Genomic DNA, 20,864 nt, shown 5'->3' with positions numbered 1-20,864 from the left:
TGACTAGTTCTCGTCGTCGCCGACCGGGATGTCGGCGTCGAGGTCGATGTCGGCGACCGCGTCCGCGGTGGGGATCTCCGCGGCGGTCTCCTCGTCGTCCGCCACGTCGCCGTCGGCGGCGTCGGTGGCGTCGGTGGTCTCGGTGCCCTCGTCGGCGGCCTCGCCGCCCGCCCGGACGCCGGACAGGTCGATGCCCAGCTCCTCGGCGGCGCGCAGGAGGTCGTCGTCCTCGTCGCGCATCTCGGTGCGCGAGCCCTCCTCGGAGACGACGTTGACGTCGAGCGCCAGCGACTGCATCTCCTTGAGCAGGACCTTGAACGACTCGGGGATCGACGGCTCGGCGATGTTCTCGCCCTTGACGATCGCCTCGTACGCCTTCACGCGCCCGACGGTGTCGTCGGACTTGATCGTGAGCATCTCCTGCAGCGTGTAGGCCGCGCCGTACGCCTCCAGCGCCCACACCTCCATCTCGCCGAAGCGCTGGCCGCCGAACTGGGCCTTGCCGCCCAGGGGCTGCTGCGTCACGAGCGAGTACGGGCCGGTCGAGCGCGCGTGGATCTTGTCGTCGACCAGGTGGTGGAGCTTGATGATGTACATGTAGCCCACCATCACGGTGTTCTCGAACGGCTCGCCGGTGCGGCCGTTGAAGAGCTGGAACTTGCCCGAGGCGCGGTCACCGGGGGAGTTGCCCTCGGTGATCTGCATCTTGATCGGGCCCTTGTGGTGCTCCTGCCACTTCACGAGCGCCTCGTCGACGTCCGCGAGCTCCGCGCCCGTGAAGACCGGCGTGGCCACGTAGACCTTGCCGCCGTCCTCCTGGGCGAGCTTGAACGCCTCGCTGCCGTCGTCGTACCAGCCCTCGGCGGCGGCCCACCCGAGGTGGGTCTCCAGGATCTGGCCGACGTTCATGCGCGACGGGACGCCGAGCGGGTTCAGGATGACGTCGATCGGGCTGCCGTCCTCCATGAACGGCATGTCCTCCTCGTCGACGATGCGCGAGATGACGCCCTTGTTGCCGTGGCGGCCCGCGAGCTTGTCGCCCTCGGAGATCTTGCGCTTCTTCGCGACGAAGACGCGGACGAGCTCGTTGACGCCGGGCGGCAGGTCGTCGCCGTTGTCGCGCGAGAACGTCTTGACGTCGATGACGACGCCGCCCTCGCCGTGGGGGACCTTGAGCGAGGTGTCGCGGACCTCGCGCGCCTTCTCCTTGAAGATCGCGCGGATCAGCTTCTCCTCCGCGGTCAGCTCCGTCTCGCCCTTCGGCGTGACCTTGCCGACCAGCAGGTCGCCCGACGTGACCTCGGCGCCGATGCGGACGATGCCGCGGTCGTCGAGGTTGCGGAGCGACTCCTCCGAGCGGTTCGGGATGTCGCGGGTGATCTCCTCGTCGCCGAGCTTCGTCGTGCGGGCGTCGACCTCGTACTCCTCGATGTGGATCGAGGTGAGCTCGTCGTCCTTCACGAGGCGGCGGCTGAGGATGATCGCGTCCTCGAAGTTGTAGCCCTCCCAGGACATGAAGGCGACGCGCAGGTTCTTGCCCAGCGCCATCTCGCCCTGATCCGTGGAGGCGCCGTCGGCGAGGACCTCGCCCGCGACCACCTGCTGGCCGCTCTTGACGCGCGGCTTGTGGTGGATGAGCGTGCCCTGGTTCGAGCGCTCGAACTTGTTCAGCTCGTACTCGTCGTCGCCGATGACGATCCGGTTCGCGTCCACGTAGTCGACGGTGCCGGGGTTCTTGGCCAGCAGGACGTCGCCCGTGTCCATCGCCGCGCGGGCCTCCATGCCGGTGCCCACGACCGGGGCGTCCGTCTTGAGGAGCGGCACGGCCTGGCGCTGCATGTTCGCGCCCATGAGCGCGCGGTTCGCGTCGTCGTGCTCGAGGAACGGGATCATCGCCGTCGCGACCGACCAGATCTGGTCGGACGAGACGTCCATCAGGTCGACGTCGGTCGGCGGGACCGTGACGTACTGGCCGGCGAGCGTGCGGCAGAGGACCTCCTCCGCCTGCAGCGTGCCGTCCTCACCGAGCGGCGTGTTCGCCTGCGCGATGAGCTTGTCCTCCTCCTGGGTGGCGTCCAGGTGGACGATCTCGTCGGTGACCTTGCCGTTCTGGACGACGCGGTACGGGGTCGTGACGAACCCGTGCTCGGAGATCTCGGCGAAGGAGGAGAGCGAGCCCATCAGGCCGATGTTCGGACCCTCGGGGGTCTCGATCGGGCACATGCGGCCGTAGTGGGTCGGGTGGACGTCGCGGACCTCGATGGGCGCGCGCTCGCGCGTCAGGCCGCCCGCGCCGAGCGCCGAGAGGCGGCGGCGGTGGGTCAGGCCGGACAGCGAGTTCGTCTGGTCCATGAACTGCGACAGCTGCGAGGAGCCGAAGAACTCCTTCAGCGCCGCGACGACCGGGCGGATGTTGATGATCGTCTGCGGCGTGATCGTGTCCGAGTCCTCGGTGGTGAGGCGCTCACGGACGACACGCTCCATGCGGTAGAGGCCGATGCGGAAGGCCTCCTGGATCAGCTCGCCGACGGTGCGCAGGCGCCGGTTGCCGAAGTGCTCGTACTCGTCGAGCCGGTCGGCGATCGGGTCGCGCGGCATGAGGACGGCCTCGGCGGCGTAGTCCTTGATCTCGACCTCGGGATCCTCGGGGATGCCGAGGTCGCGCGGCAGCGACACCAGCTCGCGCACGAGCGCGATGATGTCGTCGTGGGTCAAGGTCCGCGTGTCGAGGTCGATGTCCAGACCGAGGCGGGCGTTGAGCTTGTAGCGGCCGACGCGGGTGAGGTCGTAGCGCTTGGGGTCGAAGAAGAGCTGGTTGAGCAGCGCCTTCGCGTTGTCGACGCTCGGCGGCTCGCCCGGACGCTGCTTCTTGAACAGCTCGATCAGCGCGCCCTCTTCGGTGCGCGTGGCCTCGGGGTCGGCCTCGACCGTGTTGCGGATGTAGGCCGAGTTGTCGAAGAGGTTGAGGATCTCCTCGTCGCCGGCGTAGCCCATGGCGCGCAGGAGGACCGTGACCGGCAGCTTGCGCTTGCGGTCGATGCGGACGTAGACGCGGCCCTTCTTGTCGATCTCGAGCTCGAGCCACGAGCCGCGAGCCGGCATCAGGTTGCCGACGAAGACCTGCTTCTCGCGGTCCTTCGGCTCCATGACGTAGGCGCCCGGGGAGCGGACCAGCTGCGTGACGACGACGCGCTCGGTGCCGTTGATGATGAACGTGCCGCGCTCGGTCATCCACGGGAAGTCGCCCATGAACACCGACTGCTCGCGGATCTCGCCCGTCTCCCGGTTGATGAACGCGACCGTGACGGTCAGCGGCCGGGCGTAGGTGAGGTCCTTCTCCTTGCACTCCGAGATCGACGCGACCGGGTCGTCGAAGACGAACTCGCCGAACTGGACGGCGAGGTTGCCGGTGTAGTCCTCGATCGGGGAGATGTCGTCGATGGTCTCGCGGAGACCACCGGTCTGGGGATCGGTGAGCCACTCGAAGGATCGACGCTGGATGTCGATCAGGTTCGGGACTTCGAGGACCTTGTCCAGGCGCGCGAAGGAACGGCGCACCCGCGGAGCATCAAGGGCAGGCACTAATGCGACTCCTCGGGGGGTCGGAGGGAGGCGGGGAAGATCGGGCGAGGCGGTCCTTGGGACACGCGGACGCTCCAAGATAGCACGCGCAGACGCGTGCAGGGCTGGGCGGCAGGCGCTCAGCCGGTCGACGCTCACGGACCCCGCCCGGACCCCTCCGTATGTGGCGGAGGAAGCCGTAGGTGGACGGCTGCGACTATCGGTCGACGGCCGGGAAGTGTAGCGGGAGGTGCGACACCCGTCCACCGGAGCGGATGGCGGCTCCGCCCGCCGCCATCCTCCTCCGATGCTGCGGACATCTTCCGCAGTCGCCCGTCCCGGGGCATGTGCGAGGGGGGCGCCCTCCGCGGGGCGCCCCTCTCCCGCCGCTCACCCGCCGGTGCGGGTGGACGTCTTGGCCGCCGTCCCCTTCGGCACGCAGGTGCGGTAGCGGCGCACGTCGGTCCGCGTCCGTCCCTTGGCGTCCGTGAGGACGATCCGCACGGTGAAGCGCCCCTTGGGCAGGCCGCGCAGGTCGACCCGCGAGCGGATCCGCTTGCCGCGCACGGTCTTGACGCGCTTGCCGTTGACCGTGACGGTCGCGGTCGTCGGGTTGAACCGGCGCGGGACGACCAGGCGGATGCCGAAGGCGCGGCGCGAGACGCAGGCCGACTTCGACGCGCTGCTCGCGCTCTGCACGACGGTGGTCGCCTGCGGCGGCGCGGGCGGCGCCGGGTCCTCGGTCAGCCGCCAGCGGAGCGCGAACGAGACGCGCGCGCCCATGAGCGCGTTGTCGCCGGCGAGCGCCGCGGCCGGCTCGCCGCCGTCGGGCATCGTGACCGTGAAGCGGAACGTCCGCGAGCCCAGCGCTCCCAGGCGGCCGACCCCCCGGCTGCCCAGCTCGCCAGACGGCCCGCGAAGACCGGCTCCGGCGCGCCGCTCGACACGTCCTCCACCGTCAGCGCCAGCGCGGCCGACAGCGGCGCGGCGCCGGGCCCGAGGTGATCCGTGAGGTCCTCGGTGACGAGCGCGAGGTCGCCGCCGCGCGCGCCGTCGTTGCCGAGCGTGACCTCGGCGGTGGCGACGTCGCCCGGGACGAGGCCGGCGAGCTTGAACAGCGAGCTCGTCGTGCCGGTCTGGGTGACCGTGAGGCGCCCGCCGCTCTGCACGCCGGTGATCGCAGCCCGCGCGGGGACGAGCCAGATCGCGGCCGCGACGAGCGCCGCGGCGCACGCCGCGAGCAGCAGCTGCGCGCGGCGGTCGCGGAGGAGGAAGGCCGCCGTGCTCACGTGAGGACCTCCCAGGTGACCGGGATCGAGAACGTCGTCGGGCCGACCGTCAGGGTCAGCGTCGCGGTGCCGGGCCCCTCCGGCGTGGCGTCGTCGACCGCGAGATCGAAGCGGACGCGGCCGTCGGCCGGGACCTTCGCCACCTGCTGCCCGTCGAGGGTCTTCGGCGTCACCGCGATCCGCGCGCTGCCCGACGCGACCTGCACGTCGGCGCCGACCGCGCCGGTGCCGCTCGCGGCCAGCGTGAAGGCGACGTCGAACTTGTCGTTCTCGGCGAGCTGCTTGTGCGCCCCGAGGTCGAGCCGCAGCGTGCCGTCGGCGTCCCGGGTCGCGACGCGCGTCAGCCCGTCGCCGCCCATGGTCTTGGCGTACTGGTTGGCGAGCGGGTGGTCGCCCTCGTCGGCGGCGATCCGCAGCTGGACGTCGAGCGGCGCGGGCGGCGGCGGGTCGGTGACGGCGAACGTGACCGGCACCGTGTACCGCATGCGCGTGCCGTCGCCGAACGCGAGCTTGATAGCGAGGTGGCGCGCGTAGGTGCCGGCCGCCAGCGCCGCGTGCGGGCGCAGGTCGACCTGCCCGACGGCGCCCTGCGCCAGCTGCGTGCGCGGCACGCCGCCCTCCGTCAGGCGGGCGTCGAAGTCCCCGCTCGGCTCGACCGCGACGGCGACCGGGCCGCCGGGTGCGTCGACCGGGCTGAGGCGGAACGCGCGCTCGCGCCACGCGGAGGCCGGCCACGCCCAGCTCGTGCCGAGGTCGACGGCGAGCGCCTCGTTCTCGCCTGTCGCGGCCGGGTCGGGGCCGTCGGCGTCGCCGGCGCGCCTGCGGGCGAACGCGGGCCGCGCGGCCTCCTCGTCGAAGGCCGCCGACCACAGGCGGACGTGGTCGGACGCCTTGGCGGCGGTGACCGTCTGCTGCTGGTCGGCGGCGTCGAAGAAGAACGCGAACGCCGGGACGACGGCGCCGGCGAGCGCGCCGATCAGGGCGGCGACGAGGAGGAGCCGCCTCATGCGTGCACCTCACGGGCTTCGCGGGCCGACGCCTTGGCTTCCTCGTCGCGCCGCGCGGCCTCGCCGGCCTCACGCCACAGGCCGGCCAGGACCGAGAACATGATGAAGAGGGCCGGCAGCGCGATGGCGACGATCCGCCCGCGCTGCGTCGTCAGCTGCGCGTAGACGTGGCCGATGTACGGGATGCCGACGACGACCTTCGGCAGCTCCTCCCCGCGCGGGGTGAAGCGCCAGCTGTCGACGACGCGGTTGGCGTCGCCCTTCGTGCGGATCGACAGCTCCCCGCGCGACCCGCGCGTGATGTCGTGGATCCGGTGCGTGACGCGGCCGGCGAGGCCGGCGCTGGCCGGCGGGACGTACGTGATGGTGTCGCCGACGCGCAGCTCGCCCACCGGCGTCGGCTTGTCGATGACGAGCGAGCCGGCGTCGTACGTGCCGGTCATCGAGCCGGTCGTGATGACGTAGCGCTCGTAGCCGAGCAGCGCCGGGACGATCATGATCGCGCCGACCGCGAAGGCGGCGGTCAGCAGCAGGCGCCCGAGCCAGCGGGTCGCGAGGGCCATCACTCGGCCTCCCCGGTGTCGGCGTGGGTGCGCAGCGTCCAGCGCAGCGCGAAGGTCTCGCTCGCGCCGTAGAGCAGCGAGGAGTCCGCGTCGGCGGGCCAGGTCAGCCGCGCGCGGTAGACGCGCACCTCGCCGGGCTCCATCTGCCCCAGCTCGAGCCGGCCCACGGCGGTCAGCGGCCCCTGCGCGACGACCGGGGTCGCGGCCGAGCAGTCGGCCGAGTCGGCCGGCGCGTCCTCCGCGACCGGCGCGCACCGGTCGAGCGCGAGCTGCAGCACGTCGAGTAGGCGCGGTGCGGCGGACGTCGCCTCCGGCAGCCGCGGCCGTGCGTACAGCACCGCGGGCACGCTGCCGCGGTTGACGATCTTCGTGTGGCCGGTGCGCGTCGCACCGGCCCGCAGGTCGCCGCCGTCGGCGACCAGCGGGGTGGTGGCGGCCGTGCCCTCGAGCTCCACGTCGCCGGCCCCCGCGCCGCCCTCGGTGCCGGAGGAGGACGCGATGAACGCGGTCGAGGTCGCCGTCAGCGCGGCGGCGGCGGTCAGGGCCGCCACCGCCGCGAGCGGGCGTCGGAGCTGGGGGAGCACGGTCGCCTCCGGTCCGAGGTCGGGCCTAGAGCTGCCCGAGGTCGTCGGTGCTCTCGACGACCGGGATCGTCGTGTCGCCCGATCCGCCGTCGTAGTCGCCCGCGGCCACCCGCGCGTCGTCGCCCGCGAGCGACGTGCCCAGGAAGTTCAGGCGCAGCTTGACGCCGGTGCTCATGAGCTCCTCCGTCACGTCTCCGTCGGTCTCCGTCAGGCGGAGCGACAGGCAGTACGGGCGGGTCTGGCCCTTCTCGAGCGGGACCCGGCCGCCGCGCAGGACGCGGACGTCGGCCGGGATCGGGCCCTTGGCCAGGATGCCCTGCAGCGACTGCTCGCTGAACGGCACGTGGGCCGCCAGGTCGAACAGGTTGCTGACCTGCGTGTTGAAGCCGACGATCTGGACCTTGAGGGCCTCGGCCAGCGCGGAGCTGCTCTCGCCCACCGTGTTGACGTCGAGGCGCAGGCCGAGCGGCACGGTGCCGTCGTTGCGGACCGCGAAGCAGCGGATGTACGACAGCGGCGCCGGCGTGAGCCAGTGGTCGAACTTGCGCTTGGTCGGGACCAGGTGCCTGAGCTCGATGGTCGCGCCGTTCGCGCCGGCCTCGGAGGTGTCCACGCCCAGCGCGGCGCACTCCTCCTGGTAGCCCGCCGGCTCGACGAACTTGTCGTTGGCGGTGCGGCAGTTGTTGCCGTCGACGACCGGGTCGGACGAGCCGAAGGTCGTCAGGGCGAGCGTGCCCGCCGAGACGGAGTTGGCCTCGGAGGCCGACTCGTCGGCGAAGTAGGCCCCGGTCCCAGCGGTGAGGGTCGCGGCGGCGGCGACCACGCCGAGCGCGGTGAGCGCCCGGCGCGGCGACCGCACCAGGTAGGAGACGCGGTTCATCGCGGCGGTCCTACGACTGCGTCGAGTTGATCGACTTCGCCAGGACGTTGACGTCGAACTTGATCGTCTGGCCCATCAGGCCGGACTGGTTGGCGCCCGACTCGGGGAGGCGGATGCGCAGCTCGTACGTGTACGTCTGGCCGGGCTCGAGCGCGATGCGCGGGGAGCTCGAGTTGGCCACGTTGCCCTGGCCGTCGGCCGGGACGTTGGCGATGTTGTTGATCGTCGGGAACGCGATGTTCGAGACGACGTTCTGGTACGTCGTGTTGCCGGCGGCGGCGTTCGGGAGGCGCGTGACGTCGACGCGGACCGCGTTCGCGAGGTCCGCGTTGCCGGCGTCGGAGGTGTTCTCGACCGTCAGGCGCAGAGCGGCCGGCACGTCGCCGTCGTTCTTGACCTGGAAGCGGCGCTTGATCTCGTGGCCGTCGCCGGTCGGGACGAGGTTGGAGACCGTGAAGGTCGCGCCGTTCGCGGTCGGCGAGATGCCGGTGTTGTCGCACTCGGCGAGCGCGTTGTAGCCGGTCGGCTCGACGAACGCGTCGGACGTCGAGCGGCAGTTGTTGCCGTCGACGACCGGGTCGGCGGACCCGTAGGTCGTGATCGCGACCGTCCCGGCCTCGATCGAGTTGCCCTCCGAGGCGGACTCGTCGGCGAAGTACGCGCCGGAGCCGGCGGTCAGTGAAGCGGCGACGGCGACCGTCGCCAGAGCGCCCAGCGAGCGCTTGGGGTTGCGGGCGATGTACCCGAGGCGAGACATGAGCAGCCTTGCTCCTTGTGTTGTGCCGGTTCGCTCTTGCCCAGCGAGCCGACGCTTGTCGATCCCTGTCGCGTCCTTCGCCTTGGCGGTCCCCCCTGGCGTTCTCCGGGCTGGGCAGGACTGGCGATGCGACGGCGCCCAACCTACGGGTGAACAGCGTTATCCGAAATCGAACGTGCGTCCATGGACGCATCGCGCGTTCAAGCCCTGGGGACTAGGGTGCGAGGTACGGGACGAACCTCGGTTCCCCCGAGACCTGTCGCCGGTACGTGCGCTTGCCCCGCCATCCGGCGCTTGTCGATCCTGCGAAGCGCGCCGCTCTCTCCGGGCCGGCGCGCTTCGTCCTTAACGCGAAAGGGCGCCCCGGAGGGCGCCCTTTGCGGGTACGTCTGAAGCCGTGAGGCCGCTGACTACTTGACCTCGACGGAGGCGCCGGCCTCCTCGAGCTCGGCCTTCAGCTTGTCGGCCTCCTCGCGCTCGACGCCCTCCTTGACGGGCTTCGGGGCCTCGTCGACGAGCGCCTTGGCCTCCTTGAGGCCGAGGCCGGTGGCCGCGCGGACGACCTTGATGACCTGGATCTTCTTGTCGCCGGCACCCGTGAGGATGACGTCGAACGCGGTCTGCTCCTCAGCGGCGCCACCGGCGTCGCCACCGCCACCGGCGGCCGGGGCGGCGGCCACGGCGGCCTGAGCCGACACGCCGAACTCCTCCTCGAGCGCCTTGATGCGCTCGGCGAGCTCGAGAACGGAGATCGACTTGAGCTCCTCGATCCAATCAGCGGTGCTAGTAGCCATGAGATGGTCCTCCTGGGGTTCTGAAGTTACGAAGCGTCGTCGGCGGTCTCTGCGGGCGTGTCATCGCCCTCCGCCTGGTCGGGCTGCGGCTCGTCCGGCGTGCTGGCCGGCTCCGCGTCCTGGTCGTCGCCCGCGTCGGGCGCGTCGGCAGCGGCCTCGGCGGCCGGAGCCTCCTCGGCGGCAGGCGCAGCGGCGGCGGGGGCGTTCTGCCCGACGAGGCCCTGCTCCTGGATCTGCCCCAGCGCGACGGCGAGGCCGCCGATGAGCTGGTTGAGGGTGCGCGCGAGCCCGGAGACCGGGTACGCGACGATGTTGACCAGCTGCGCGTACAGGACGTCACGCGACGGGAGCTTCGCGATCGCGCCGATGTCCTCCGGCGTGAGCGCGTTGCCCTCCATGATGCCGCCCTTGAACGGCACCAGGTCGGTCTCCTTCGCGTAGTCGCGAAGGGTCTTCGCCGCCGCGGCGGCGTCGCCCTTGACGAACGCCAGCGCGGTCGGGCCCTCGAGGAGGTCCTTCAGCGCCTCGGCGCCGGCCTTGTCGGCCGCACGCTCGGTGAGCGTGTTCTTGACGACCGCGAAGCGGGTGTCGGCCTCACGCAGCCGCGCGCGGAGCTCGCCCACCTGCGGGACGGAGATCCCGCGGTAGTCGACCGCGAAGACGGCCTGTGACTCTTGGATGCTGGCGGCGATCTCCTCGACCGCCGCGGCCTTCTGCTCTCGGTTCATAAGTCTCCTGCGCGGGACTTGCCGGGCGGCGGCGCCTCAACGGCGTGCCGCCCGTGCCTGCGGTCTTCGGAGGAGGAGGTAGGTGCCTACGCGGCGGCCGCGCTGGGCGCCTCCTGCTCCGAGCGGGTGCGGGACGGGTCGACCTTCACGCCCGGGCCCATGGTGGAGGCCAGCGTGATGGTCTTGATGTAGCGGCCCTTGGCGCCGGACGGCTTCGCGCGGATGATCTCGTCCACGATCGCCGTGTAGTTGTCCAGCAGCTGGTTCTCGTCGAACGACGTCTTGCCGATCGTGATGTGGACGTTCGCGGTGCGGTCCGTCCGGTACTCGATCTTGCCGGCCTTCGACTCCTCGACGGCCTTCTTGACGTCCATCGTCACGGTGCCGACGCGCGGGTTCGGCATCTTGCCCTGCGGGCCGAGGATGCGGCCCAGGCGGCCGACCACCGGCATCATGTCCGGGGTCGCGATGGCGACGCCGAAGTCGGTGAAGCCCTCCTGGACCTTCTCGGCCAGGTCGTCGGCGCCGACGATGTCCGCGCCGGCCTCCTCGGCCTCGCGGGCCTTCTCGCCCTTCGCGAAGACGGCGATCTTGACCTCCTTGCCGAGGCCGTGCGGGAGGGCGACCGTGCCGCGCAGCTGCTCGTCCGCATGGCGGACGTTCAGGCCGGTGCGGACGTGCACCTCGACCGACTCGTCGAACTTCGCGCTCTTGAGCTCCTTGACCAGGGCGATCGCCTCGGCAGGCGCGTACTCGCGCGTGCGGTCGACCTTCCCCAGAGCCTCCAGGTACTTCTTGCCGTGCTTGGCCATCAGGACACCACCTCGACACCCATGGAGCGGGCGGTGCCCGCGATGATCTTCGCGGCCTGATCGACGTCGTGGGCGTTCAGGTCCTGCAGCTTCTTGGTCGCGATCTCACGAAGCTGCGCCTCGGTGATCTTGCCGACCTTGTCCTTGTGCGGCTCCGACGACCCCTTCTCGATGCCGATGGCCTGGCGGATGAGCACCGCGGCCGGCGGGGTCTTCGTGACGAAGGTGAACGAGCGGTCCTCGAAGACCGTGATCTCGACCGGGATGGTCACGCCCATGTCGCTCGCCGTCTGGGCGTTGAACGCCTTGACGAACTCCATGATGTTGATGCCGTGCTGACCCAGCGCCGGGCCGACCGGCGGTGCCGGGGAGGCCTGGCCGCCAGGGGCCTGCAGCTTGATGGTGGTGAGGACCTTCTTCGCCATTTTCCTAAACCTTCTTGACCTGGTCGAAGCCGACTTCGACCGGGGTCTCGCGTCCAAAGATAGAGACAAGCACCTTCAGGCGGGCAGCGTCCTCGTTGATCTCGGCGATCTCGCCGGAGAAGTCGGACAGCGGGCCCGCGATCACCTTCACGGTCTCGCCGATCGTGTACGTCGCGCGCTTGCGCTCCTTGACCGCGACCTCCTTGTGGAGGAGACGGTCCACCTCGCCCTGGGTGAGCGGGACGGGCTCGTTGGAAGCGCCGACGAAACCGGTGACGCCGGGGGTGCCCTTCACGACCGTCCAGGAGTCCTCGTTGAGGTCCATCTGGACGAGCACGTAGCCCGGCATGGTCCGCTTCTCGACGGACACCTTCTGACCGTCCTTGAGCTCGGTGGTCGTCTCCGTGGGGACGACGACCTGGCGCACGGAGCGCTTCTGGCCCATGGTGGAGACACGATGCTCGAGGTTCTGCTTGACCTTGTTCTCGTGTCCGGAGTAGGTGTTGACGACGTACCAGCGGAACATCTGCGTGAAAGCCTTCTGAGGGTCCTAGATGATGAAGTCGACGAGCTTCTGAGCGACCCAGTCGGCGCCGCCCAGGAAGAGGCCGGCGACGACGACGAAGCCCAGGACGACCATGGTCGCCTGGCCCACCTGACGGCGGTCGGGCCACTGGACCCGCTGAAGCTCGGCCCAGGATGCCCGGAGGAAGTTGAGGAAACGGCTGCCGCCACGCCCGCTCGCCGCCTCGCCGGGCGTCGCCGCACCACGTGTGGCGGGCGCCGTGGAGACGACCTCGCGGTCGCCCGTCACCGGGTCGTCGTCGCCGAGGGGGTCGTCGCCCGGATCGCCGTCGCCGAGGGACGCGCGCTCGGCGGCGTCGGGGTCAGGATCGACCTGCCCCTCCGCGCCGGCGACGAGCGCCGCCTCGAACTCGTCGACGTCGCCGGTGTGCTCCACCGGCCCCGGGACGTTCTCCCGGTGCAGCGAGCGCTCCTCGGGCGCGATGCCGTCGCCCTCACCCCGCTTGGGCGGGGTGGGCTCACGGCGCGCCTTGCGCTGCTTCGCTCGTTGACGATCGCGGGCCACGGGCTCAGCGTGTGACTAGCGGGTCTCCCGGTGACCGGTGTGCGTCTTGCACCACTTGCAGTACTTGCGCAGCGAGATCCGGTCAGGGTTGTTCCGCTTGGACTTCTTGGTCATGTAGTTGCGGCGCTTGCACTCCTCGCAGGCGAGGGTCACGCCGATGCGCACATCTCCGCGGGCCATCAGGCCACTCCTTCACGGGCCGAACATGAAGACGACCCGCCGGGCGGCAGGTCGGAGAACCGATTGTAGCGCCTCAACTGCCGCTCTCGACCTTCTCGAGATCCACCACGAAGATCAGCGTCTCGTTCGGCCCGATCGCGGGCGGCTGACCGGCGGTGCCGTAGGCCTGGTCCGGCGGGATGACGAGCTTGCGGCGGCCGCCTTCCTTCATGCCCTTGACGCCCTCGTCCCACCCCGGGATCACCATGCCGGCGCCGAGGGTGAACGTGAACGCCTCCTTGTTGCGGTTCCACGACGCGTCGAACTTCTCGCCGGTCGACCACGCAACGCCCGTGTACTGGACGGAGACGTTGTCGCCCTCCTTCGCCGTCTTGCCGTCGCCCTTGACGATGTCCTCCGTCTCGAGCTCGGTCGGCGGGTCGCCGGACGGCTTGCCGATCTGCGGCTCCTCGTCGAGGTCCTTGGAGATCTCGGCGTCGGCGCTCGCGCCGCCGGTCTCGGCCTCCTCCTCGACCGGCGAGGTCTCCGTGGCGGTGGAGTCCTCCTGCGGCGTGGAGGCCACGGGCGGGTCGCTCGCGGGCTCCTGGTCGTTGTCGTCGCCGCAGGCGGCCGCGACGAGGGCGACGCCCGCGAGCAGCGCGGCGAGGAGAAGTCGGAATCGGGGCATGGCGACGGAGGGTAAAGGGCTGGGCCGAGCCGCGCGGGCCGGTCGCCCCGTTCAGGCCCCGGTGGTGTCTCCAAGCGCCCGCGCCAGCTGGGTCCGCGAGCGCACGCCGAGCTTGCGGTAGATGCCGCTGAGGTGGTGCTCGATCGTCTTCGGGCTGAGGTAGAGCTGGGCGCCGACCTCGCGGTTCGTCATCCCCTGGGCGACGAGCTCGGCGACGCGGCGCTCCTGCTCGGTGAGCGCGCCGGCCCCCTCCCCCGCCGCGCCGGCCGGGCCGCCGATCCGCGCGCCGGCCAGGCGGATCTCCTCCGCCGCCCGCGCCGCCCAGGCGTCCGCGCCGAGCTGCTCGAAGCTCGCCAGCGCGTCCTGCAGCGGGCGCCGAGCCGCGGCGTCCTGCCGGGCGCGGCGGCGGCGCGTCCCCAGCGCGAGCAGCGTCCGCGCCTCCTCGAACGGCAGCGGCAGCTCCGCGTGGAGGGCGAGCGCCTCGGCGAACGCCGCCTCGAACGCGCCGTCGTCCGCGGCGAGCCCCTCGAGCCGCGCCGCGTGCGCGACGAGCAGGCGCACCTGCTGGCGCCCGGCGTGACGGCGCAGCGCCTGCGCGACGGCCCGCACCTCCTCGGCGCGGCCGAGCCGGAAGAGTGCCTCGCCGAGGTCGGGCCTCGACGAGGGTGAACGCGAGGTTCCCCCACGCCGGATCGTCGCGTCGCTCGGCGACCGGCCGCAGCTCGTCGACCGCGCGCGCCGGATCGTCCTCGAGCAGCGCCTGCCGGCCGCGCACCCAGTGCCCGTGCGCGAGCAGCGTCACGCCGGAGTGGCGCGCGGCGACCTCGAACGCCGCGTCGGCCAGCCGCCGGCCCTGGGCCGTGTCGCCCGAGTCCATGGCGAGCAGCGCGCCGGTCGCGTGGACGTAGGTCGCGTAGATCGTGTCGTGCGCGACCGCGTCATGGAGCGCGGTCGACTCCTCCAGGTCGGCCCGCGCCGCGCGCCAGTCGCCCATCCGCCAGGCCAGGTGCCCCCGGATCGCGAGCGCGTAGAGCAGGTGGAGCACCGCGCCGTCGCGGCGGGCCCGGACCACGTGGCGCCCGATCAGCCGCGCCGCGTCGTCGAACCGCTCGTGGAGGTACAGGCCCTCCGCGCACGCCATCGACACCTCGGGCGCGCCGCCGCCCTCGAGGTCCGCGGCGCTGCGCTCCATCGCGTCCAGGTGGTCGTGGCCGGTGCCCATCGCCGAGTGGCCGAGCGGGATCAGGTTCGCCGCCCGCGCGCCCACCGGCGTGCGCGCGCCGCCGGCGAGCGCGGCCGCCCGGCGGGCGACCTCGAGCAGCGCGACCATGTCGCCGGAGTGCATGTACGCCGGGGCGGAGAGGAGCAGCGCCTCGGCGGCCGCCAGCGGGTCCTCGGCCTCCAGCCGCGCGGCCTCGCGCTCGAGGATGTGGATGCCCGTCGGCGCGTCGCCGCCGCGCATCGCGACGAGCGCGCGCAGCCGCTGGTGTCGCGGGCGGTCCTCCGGGCCGAGGTGCCCTTCGGCGGCGCCGAGCAGCGCGAGCGCCCGCTGGTCGTCGCCCGCCTCGTGGGCGGCCGCCGCCGCGTCGAGCCGCCGGCGCGCGGCGACCTGCGGGTCCGGCGTCAGCTCGGCCGCGCGCGCGAACGTCGTCGCGGCCGCCGCGGAGGCCCCGCGCTCCGCCGCGTCGCGCCCCGCGTCCGCGAGCGCGCCCGCGACGTCCTCATCGGGCGCCGTCGCCGCCTGCGCGCGGTGCCACGCGACGACGCGCGCGTCCTCGGTCGCCGCGGCGAGCGACGCGTGCGCGGCGTGCCGCTCGACGACGGTCTGGCCCTGGTAGGCGGCCGAGCGGACGAGCGGGTGGCGGAACTGCAGCCGCGTGCCGCGGATCGTCACGACGCCGGCCTGCTCGGCGGGGCCGAGGTCGTCGGGGCTCAGGCCGAGGCCCGGCAGCGCGCCGAACAGCGGATCGAGCGCGCCGTCCTCCACCGCCGCGGCGACGCCGAGCGCCCGGCGCGTGCGCTCGGGCAGCGCCGCGACGCGCTCGCTGAACAGCTGCTCCACCCGCTCGCCCGCCGGCAGCGGCGCGGCGATCGGGCGCAGGCCCCGGCGCTCGTCCTCGGTCAGCACCGCGGGCAGCTCGAGCAGCGCGAGCGGGTTGCCGCCCGTGGCGACGGCCAGCGCGTCGGCGACCGACGCCGCGACGTCCCGGCCGATCAACGCCCGGGCGCCGGCGGCGTCGAGGCCCCGCAGCGCGAGCACCTCCAACCCGGCCAGGTCGGGCTGGTCGGCGGCGTCCGAGACGCGCACCGTCAGCAGGACGCCCGCGCGCTCGTCGCGCAGCCGCCGCGCGGCGAACAGCAGCGCCTCGCGCGTGGCCGCGTCGAGCCACTGCGCGTCGTCGATCGCCAGCAGGAGCGGCTCGGTGCGCGCGGCGAGGCCGAGCAGGGCGAGGACGGCCACGGGGACCGCGAACCGGTCGTGCGGGGTCGGCGGTCCGAGCGCGAGCGCCGACCGCAGCGCGGCCTGCTGCTGCTCGGGCAGCGCGCCGGCGAGGTCGAGCAGCGGCCGCACGACGCCGAGCAGCCCCGCGTACGGGATCTCCGCCTCGCTCTCGTAGCCGCGGGCGGCCAGCACCCGGAACCCGGACGCCTCGTCGACGGCCTCCTGGAGGAGCGCGGTCTTGCCGATCCCCGCCTCGCCCGCGATCACCAGCGCGAAGCTGCGTCCCTCGCGGGCGCCCTCGAGGCGGGCGCGGAGGTCGTCCAGCTCGCGCTCGCGTCCGTGCAGCACCGGCGCGATGCTACCCGAGGCCCGAGTCGTCGAGATACCACTCCGCGAACGCTCGCCGGCGCGCGATCGCGACGCGGTCACGCACCACCCGATCGAACACGGCGAGCTCGTGATCGTCGACCGTCGCCCCGCCGGCAGCCGAGCGGCACGCGATCGCCTCCAGCGTCTGCTCCGCGTACGCGCCGACCCCGATGTCCTGGCAGACCGCGTGCGCGACCACGCCGCCCGCCGCGTCGCGGGGGTACGTGACCGGGAGTCCGTTCTCGGCGAGCCCGTCCGCCGTGATCGCGTCGAGGGCGTTCACGGAATCGACGTCGACCTCGACCAGGTCGTGCTGCTCGAGCGGGTCGAGGTCCTCGATACCGAACGGCTGGCCCGCGAGCTTGTGCTCGACCTGGAGGCGTGCCATGCGGCCCGAGGCGTTGAGGTAGAGCAGGCCGAAGGCCCCGGGCGGGTTCCAGCGGCCGCCCGCGTCCCTCGCGTACGACGTCTCCAGCGGGTCGTGCCAATCCGGTTCTGCCAGGCGGTTGTGCCTGCCACCTCGCGCGACGCTCCTCACGCGGCCCGCGCCCAGTCGAACGAGGCGCGCACGCTGTCCAGCAGCTCGTGATGCCGGCCCGCGGCGATCATCTCCAGCATCGTCCGGCCGCCGTAGTCGGGGGCGGGCCGGCGGGCGATGCCGGGCACGCGGTCGCGCTTGAGCTTGCGCTCCAGCAGCTCGACGAGCGCGACGATCGTCGCGATGGCGTCACGCCGGTCCGCCGGCACGCCGTGCGCGAGCCAGCCGTCGACGGCCTGCCGCCGGACGCCGAAGAGCCCGGCGAGCTCGGTCTTGGAGAGGCCGAGGACCCGCATGATCCGTTCGAGGTCCTCCTCGCCCTCCGGCGTGTTGAGGAGGTGGCGGACGCGGCGGAGGAACCGGTCGACCTGCTCGTCATCGAGCTGGCGCCGGCGCTCGCCATGCGGGGGCGTCAGCGCGGGCACCCCGGCGAGCAGCCGCAGGCGGTTCGTCAGCTCCAGCCCAACCGCGTCCCCCAGCGGATACAGCACTGCCCAGGGCGTGAACGGCGCTTCCGCGGACGCGTTCTCGAGCACCGCGCCCAGCGCGCGGGACCGGTAGTCGGGGAACACCGCGACGTCCAGCGCCTCACCCTCCGCACCGAGCGCGTCGAGCATCGAGCGCGTCAGCGCGCGATAGGTCGTCACGTACAGCCGGACACCCTGGACCGACCCGCCCAGCGCGGCGTCAGCCGCACCGCCGAGATCCGCGAGCAGCGGACCTGAGGTGCTGCGAAGCGCTTCGCGTACCTCGTCGGCGCTCTCGGAGAACAGGTAGTCGGCCAAGGCAGCCATGGTGCTGACCGTACCGCAAGCAGAACGCAAGCGCAAGCAGAACGCAGGCTCACTCCAGCCGCGGGTCGAGGATCCCGTGCAGCCGCGTGACGAGGTCGCCGACCGCGGCGACGTCCGGCACCGGCGTGCGGTCGCTGCGCAGCTGGTCCTCGATCGCGCGCGCGACGTCGGAGCCGTCGGGCATCCCGAACGACCCGAGCGAGCCCGCGAGCTGGTGCGCGGCCCGCGCGCCCGCGTCGCGCGCGCCGTCGTCCAGCGCGCCGTCGCGCAGCCCGGCCGCGGCCGCGTCGATGTGCCCGAGCCGCTCGCGCATGATCGGCCGCGAGCGCTCCCAGATCGCCGCGATGGCGGCGTCCAGGTCGCTCACGGGGCCGTCTCGCCCGCCGCGTCCAGCACCCGGTTGATCTCGTCCGGCAGCCGCATCGGATCGAACGGCTTGCCGATCGTGCCCGTCGCGCCGAGCGCGTCGAGCTGGCGCCGGTCGGCGGCCTGCACCTTCGCCGTGAGGAAGATCACGGGCACGTCCTCCACCGCCCCCGCCTCGCGCAGCCGCGCGAGCGTCCCGGGGCCGTCCAGCTCGGGCATCATCACGTCGAGGAGGACGAGGTCGAACCGCTCCGCCGTCGCGCGCTCGACAGCCTCGGCGCCGGAGCCCACGGTGACCACGTCCCACCCGCCGACGTGCTCCAGGCTCAGGCGGGCGATCTCGCGGATGTCGGGCTCGTCGTCGACGAGGAGCACGCGTTTGCTCACGGCAGGGCCTCCAGGAGCCGTAGGACATGCTGCTCCACGTCGGCCGGCGACGAGAAGCCCTTCGTCATGAAGCGGGTCCGCCCGGTCTGGAGCCGCTGGCGCTCGGCCGAGCCCAGCTCCATCGCGGTGTAGACGACGAGCGGCATCCGCGCGTGCTCGTCGCCGCGCGAGCGCAGGTGGTCGACGACCGCGAAGCCGTCGCCCTGCGGCAGGACGAGGTCGAGGACGAGCAGGTCCGGCGGCGCGGCGTCCAGCTCCTCGATCGCCTGCTGGCCGGTGCGCACGAGCGCGACGCGCGCGCCGTGCCGCTCGATCATCCGGACGAGCACCTGGCCGAGGTCCGCGTCGTCCTCGACGACCAGCACGCGCCGCGGCGCGAACGCCGGCACCGCGCACTCCAGCGCGGCCAGCAGCTCGTCCTCGTCCTGGCGGCCGACGAACACGATCGGGGCGTCCGCCGCTTCGGGGCGCTCGGCCAGCTTGGCGAGGTCGTCGGCCGCCTCCGCCGGGTCGCCCGCGACGACGATCGCCGCGTACGGGCCCGGGTCGTCCAGCCCGACCACGACGTAGCCCGCGCGGACGAGGACCGGCTGCACGCTGGAGCGCGCGCGGTCGTCGCCGCCGGTGAGCAGCACCGCGCGCCGGTGGTCGTCGGGCGCGCGCAGCCGCTGCAGCGCCATCACGAACGTCGCTCCCCCGCCCGGCGTCGCCTCCGCCCACAGCCTTCCGCTGTGCTGGTCGGCGATCGAGCGGGCGATCGGGAGGCCCAGCCCGGTGCCGCCCTTGTCGCGCGCGTCGGACGCGTCGACCTGCTCGAACCGCTCGAAGATCCGCTCCAGCCGGTCGGGCGGGATGCCGCGCCCGTGGTCGGCGACCCGGAACCGGACCTCGTCGCCCTCCAGCGCGGCCGCGAGCAGCACCTCGCTGTCGCGCGGGGAGAACTTGATCGCGTTGCCGACGAGGTTGGTCAGCGCCTGGACGAGCCGGTCGCGGTCCCCGAGCACCAGCTCGTCGCCCGCCTCGATGCGCAGCTTCACGCCGGCCGCGTCGGCGTTGGCGGCGACGACCTGCGCCGTCGCGTCGAGCAGCTCGCGCGCGGACTGCGGCGCGAGATCCAGCTCGACCCGGCCCGACTCGATCCGCTCGAGGTCGAGGATGTCGTTGATCAGCCGCACCAGCCGGTCGGTGTTCGCGACCGCGATGTCGAGCATCCGCTGCGCGTCCGGGGCCATCTCCCCCATCACGCCGCCGGCGAGCAGGCCGAGCGAGCCGCGGATCGAGGTCAGCGGCGTCCGCAGCTCGTGCCCGACCACCGACACGAACTCGTGCTTCATGCGGTCGACCTCGTAGCGCTGCGTGATGTCGCGCATGACGAGGACGCCCGCGGCGAGGTCCTCGTCGTCGTCGTGGCGCGGCGTGGCGGCGACGACGATCTCGGCGGGGAACGCGGTGCCGTCCGCGCGGACGACCTGGCGCTCGAAGCGGCGCGAGCGGCCGTCCTTGAGCGTCTGCGCGAGCGGGCTGGACTCGTAGTCGGGGAACGTCCCGGCGCGCTGGATCGCCTCGTCGATCCGCTTGCCGACGAGCTCCCCCGCCGGCCGCCCGACCATCGCGGCGCAGGACGGGTTGACGAAGAGGATGGTGCCCGCGTCGTCGAGCCCGATGATCGCCTCGGTGGCCGACTCGAGCAGCAGCTGGTTGCGCCGGCGCGCGCGGCTGAGCTGGCGCTCGGCGTCGCGCCGCGCGGTGACGTCGCGCCCGACCGCGATGTACAGGACGTGCCCGCCGGCCTCGGCGCGGCCGGTCGCCAGCTCGAGCGGGAAGCGGCTGCCGTCGGAGCGCCGTCCGGTGCTGTCCATCCGGCGGCCGACGATCGTGCTGCCGTCACCGCCCTGCAGGAGCGCGGACAGCAGCGGCCAGCTGACGTCGTGGAGCAGGTCGGTCACGTAGCTGCCGACCAGCTCGGCCTCGGTGTAGCCGAACATCTCCTCCGCGGCGGGGTTGACCGAGTCGATCAGGCCGTCCTCGCCGTAGACCACGACGCCGTCGGCGACGCCGTCCATCACCGCCCGCAGCCGCTGCTCGCTGTGGCTGCGCTCGCGCAGCGCCTCGGCCATCTCGGTGTCGGCCAGCTCCTTCTCGGCCATCGCGCCGAGGTCGGCGAGCGTGGCGCGGTCCTCCGCCGAGAACGTGCGCGGCTCGTAGCTCGACACGCACAGCGTCCCGATCCGGTGGCCGCTTACCGAGCGCAGGACGTGGCCGGCGTAGAAGCGCAGTCCCTCCGGCCCGTCGATCAGCGGGTTGCCGGAGAAGAGCGGATCCTGGCTGAGGTCCTCGACGACGAGCTGGTCGTCGCCGAGCAGCGCGCGGGCGCAGACCGAGTGGCCGCGCGGGATCTCGCGGTCCTCCAGGCCGATGCACGACTTGGCCCACTGGCGGTTGGCGTCGATCAGCGAGACGAGCGCGATCGGGACGTCGAACACGCGCGCGGCGGTGCGCGTGATGCGGTCGAACCGCTCCTCGTACGCGGTGTCGAGGATGCCGAGGTCGAGCAGCGCGCGGAGCCGCTCTGCCTCGTCCGGCGGCACGGGGAAGTCGTCGTCGGTCGTGATCCCCACCCGACGGCGGAT

At 72.8% G+C, this 20,864-nt stretch carries 22 protein-coding genes and 1 pseudogene; all 23 read right to left on the bottom strand.

Annotation, left to right across the window (positions count from 1 at the left end; all coding sequences use genetic code 11):
• Positions 1-3 precede the first annotated feature (3 nt).
• The 23 genes and pseudogenes from rpoB to AC1UE5_RS07890 all read right to left on the bottom strand — a co-directional run bounded on the left by rpoB (position 4) and on the right by AC1UE5_RS07890 (position 20,852).
• Positions 4-3,582 (bottom strand): DNA-directed RNA polymerase subunit beta, encoded by a 3,579-nt coding sequence (rpoB, locus tag AC1UE5_RS08000; protein WP_482921919.1) that lies wholly within the window; start codon positions 3,580-3,582, stop codon positions 4-6.
• 369 nt (positions 3,583-3,951) lie between these two features.
• A complete protein-coding gene (locus AC1UE5_RS07995; protein WP_482921917.1) occupies positions 3,952-4,344 on the bottom strand; it encodes a hypothetical protein in 393 nt (130 codons plus the stop codon).
• The gene (locus AC1UE5_RS07990; RefSeq protein WP_482921915.1) at positions 4,305-4,850 is read right to left on the bottom strand and encodes a hypothetical protein; all 546 of its coding nucleotides are present in this window, start codon (positions 4,848-4,850) and stop codon (positions 4,305-4,307) included. Before AC1UE5_RS07990 ends, AC1UE5_RS07995 begins: the two co-directional genes overlap by 40 nt.
• Complete coding sequence (locus tag AC1UE5_RS07985) at positions 4,847-5,857, bottom strand: hypothetical protein (RefSeq protein ID WP_482921913.1); 1,011 nt, start codon at positions 5,855-5,857, stop codon at positions 4,847-4,849. The genes AC1UE5_RS07990 and AC1UE5_RS07985 overlap by 4 nt, the downstream gene beginning before the upstream one ends.
• Positions 5,854-6,420, bottom strand: coding sequence for a signal peptidase I (locus AC1UE5_RS07980; protein ID WP_482921911.1), 567 nt, complete (start codon positions 6,418-6,420; stop codon positions 5,854-5,856). The genes AC1UE5_RS07985 and AC1UE5_RS07980 overlap by 4 nt, the downstream gene beginning before the upstream one ends.
• Positions 6,420-7,004, bottom strand: coding sequence for a hypothetical protein (locus AC1UE5_RS07975; RefSeq protein ID WP_482921909.1), 585 nt, complete (start codon positions 7,002-7,004; stop codon positions 6,420-6,422). The genes AC1UE5_RS07980 and AC1UE5_RS07975 overlap by 1 nt, the downstream gene beginning before the upstream one ends.
• Before the next feature lie 25 nt (positions 7,005-7,029).
• Positions 7,030-7,884: a hypothetical protein gene (locus tag AC1UE5_RS07970; protein WP_482921907.1), complete on the bottom strand. Its 855-nt coding sequence runs from the start codon at positions 7,882-7,884 to the stop codon at positions 7,030-7,032.
• 10 nt (positions 7,885-7,894) lie between these two features.
• Positions 7,895-8,641 carry a hypothetical protein gene (locus AC1UE5_RS07965; protein ID WP_482921905.1) on the bottom strand — a complete coding sequence of 249 codons (747 nt, stop codon included), beginning with the start codon at positions 8,639-8,641 and terminating at the stop codon, positions 7,895-7,897.
• Between the two features lie 410 nt (positions 8,642-9,051).
• Positions 9,052-9,435: a 50S ribosomal protein L7/L12 gene (rplL, locus tag AC1UE5_RS07960; protein WP_482921903.1), complete on the bottom strand. Its 384-nt coding sequence runs from the start codon at positions 9,433-9,435 to the stop codon at positions 9,052-9,054.
• A 26-nt stretch (positions 9,436-9,461) separates the two neighbouring features.
• Positions 9,462-10,163 carry a 50S ribosomal protein L10 gene (gene rplJ / locus AC1UE5_RS07955; RefSeq protein WP_482921901.1) on the bottom strand — a complete coding sequence of 234 codons (702 nt, stop codon included), beginning with the start codon at positions 10,161-10,163 and terminating at the stop codon, positions 9,462-9,464.
• An 86-nt stretch (positions 10,164-10,249) separates the two neighbouring features.
• Positions 10,250-10,975 (bottom strand): 50S ribosomal protein L1, encoded by a 726-nt coding sequence (gene rplA / locus AC1UE5_RS07950; RefSeq protein ID WP_482921899.1) that lies wholly within the window; start codon positions 10,973-10,975, stop codon positions 10,250-10,252.
• The gene (gene rplK / locus AC1UE5_RS07945; RefSeq protein ID WP_482921897.1) at positions 10,975-11,400 is read right to left on the bottom strand and encodes a 50S ribosomal protein L11; all 426 of its coding nucleotides are present in this window, start codon (positions 11,398-11,400) and stop codon (positions 10,975-10,977) included. The genes rplA and rplK overlap by 1 nt, the downstream gene beginning before the upstream one ends.
• A gap of 4 nt (positions 11,401-11,404) precedes the next feature.
• On the bottom strand, positions 11,405-11,926 hold the full coding sequence (gene nusG, locus AC1UE5_RS07940) for a transcription termination/antitermination protein NusG (RefSeq protein ID WP_482921895.1): 522 nt from the start codon (positions 11,924-11,926) through the stop codon (positions 11,405-11,407).
• A 24-nt stretch (positions 11,927-11,950) separates the two neighbouring features.
• Positions 11,951-12,490: a preprotein translocase subunit SecE gene (gene secE, locus AC1UE5_RS07935; protein WP_482921893.1), complete on the bottom strand. Its 540-nt coding sequence runs from the start codon at positions 12,488-12,490 to the stop codon at positions 11,951-11,953.
• Between the two features lie 15 nt (positions 12,491-12,505).
• A complete protein-coding gene (gene rpmG, locus AC1UE5_RS07930; RefSeq protein ID WP_482921891.1) occupies positions 12,506-12,670 on the bottom strand; it encodes a 50S ribosomal protein L33 in 165 nt (54 codons plus the stop codon).
• Between the two features lie 73 nt (positions 12,671-12,743).
• Entirely contained in the window at positions 12,744-13,139 is a 396-nt protein-coding gene (locus AC1UE5_RS07925) for an FKBP-type peptidyl-prolyl cis-trans isomerase (RefSeq protein ID WP_482922433.1), read from the bottom strand.
• Positions 13,140-13,388: 249 nt separating this feature from the next.
• Positions 13,389-13,946: a helix-turn-helix transcriptional regulator gene (locus AC1UE5_RS07920; protein WP_482921889.1), complete on the bottom strand. Its 558-nt coding sequence runs from the start codon at positions 13,944-13,946 to the stop codon at positions 13,389-13,391.
• A gap of 1,777 nt (positions 13,947-15,723) precedes the next feature.
• Positions 15,724-16,128, bottom strand: a pseudogene (locus AC1UE5_RS07915) (ATP-binding protein); the annotation flags it as partial.
• A gap of 10 nt (positions 16,129-16,138) precedes the next feature.
• Complete coding sequence (locus AC1UE5_RS07910) at positions 16,139-16,687, bottom strand: RES domain-containing protein (protein ID WP_482921887.1); 549 nt, start codon at positions 16,685-16,687, stop codon at positions 16,139-16,141.
• A complete protein-coding gene (locus AC1UE5_RS07905) occupies positions 16,684-17,481 on the bottom strand; it encodes a hypothetical protein (RefSeq protein WP_482921885.1) in 798 nt (265 codons plus the stop codon). The genes AC1UE5_RS07910 and AC1UE5_RS07905 overlap by 4 nt, the downstream gene beginning before the upstream one ends.
• A 49-nt stretch (positions 17,482-17,530) precedes the next feature.
• A complete protein-coding gene (locus AC1UE5_RS07900; RefSeq protein ID WP_482921884.1) occupies positions 17,531-17,848 on the bottom strand; it encodes an Hpt domain-containing protein in 318 nt (105 codons plus the stop codon).
• Positions 17,845-18,234, bottom strand: a complete 390-nt coding sequence (locus AC1UE5_RS07895) for a response regulator (protein WP_482921883.1) — start codon at positions 18,232-18,234, stop codon at positions 17,845-17,847. The genes AC1UE5_RS07900 and AC1UE5_RS07895 overlap by 4 nt, the downstream gene beginning before the upstream one ends.
• Positions 18,231-20,852, bottom strand: a complete 2,622-nt coding sequence (locus tag AC1UE5_RS07890) for a PAS domain S-box protein (RefSeq protein ID WP_482921882.1) — start codon at positions 20,850-20,852, stop codon at positions 18,231-18,233. The genes AC1UE5_RS07895 and AC1UE5_RS07890 overlap by 4 nt, the downstream gene beginning before the upstream one ends.
• Positions 20,853-20,864: the final 12 nt, after the last annotated feature.

The organism is Parviterribacter multiflagellatus (assembly GCF_056863265.1).
This window is presented reverse-complemented; position numbering and strand designations above follow the sequence as displayed.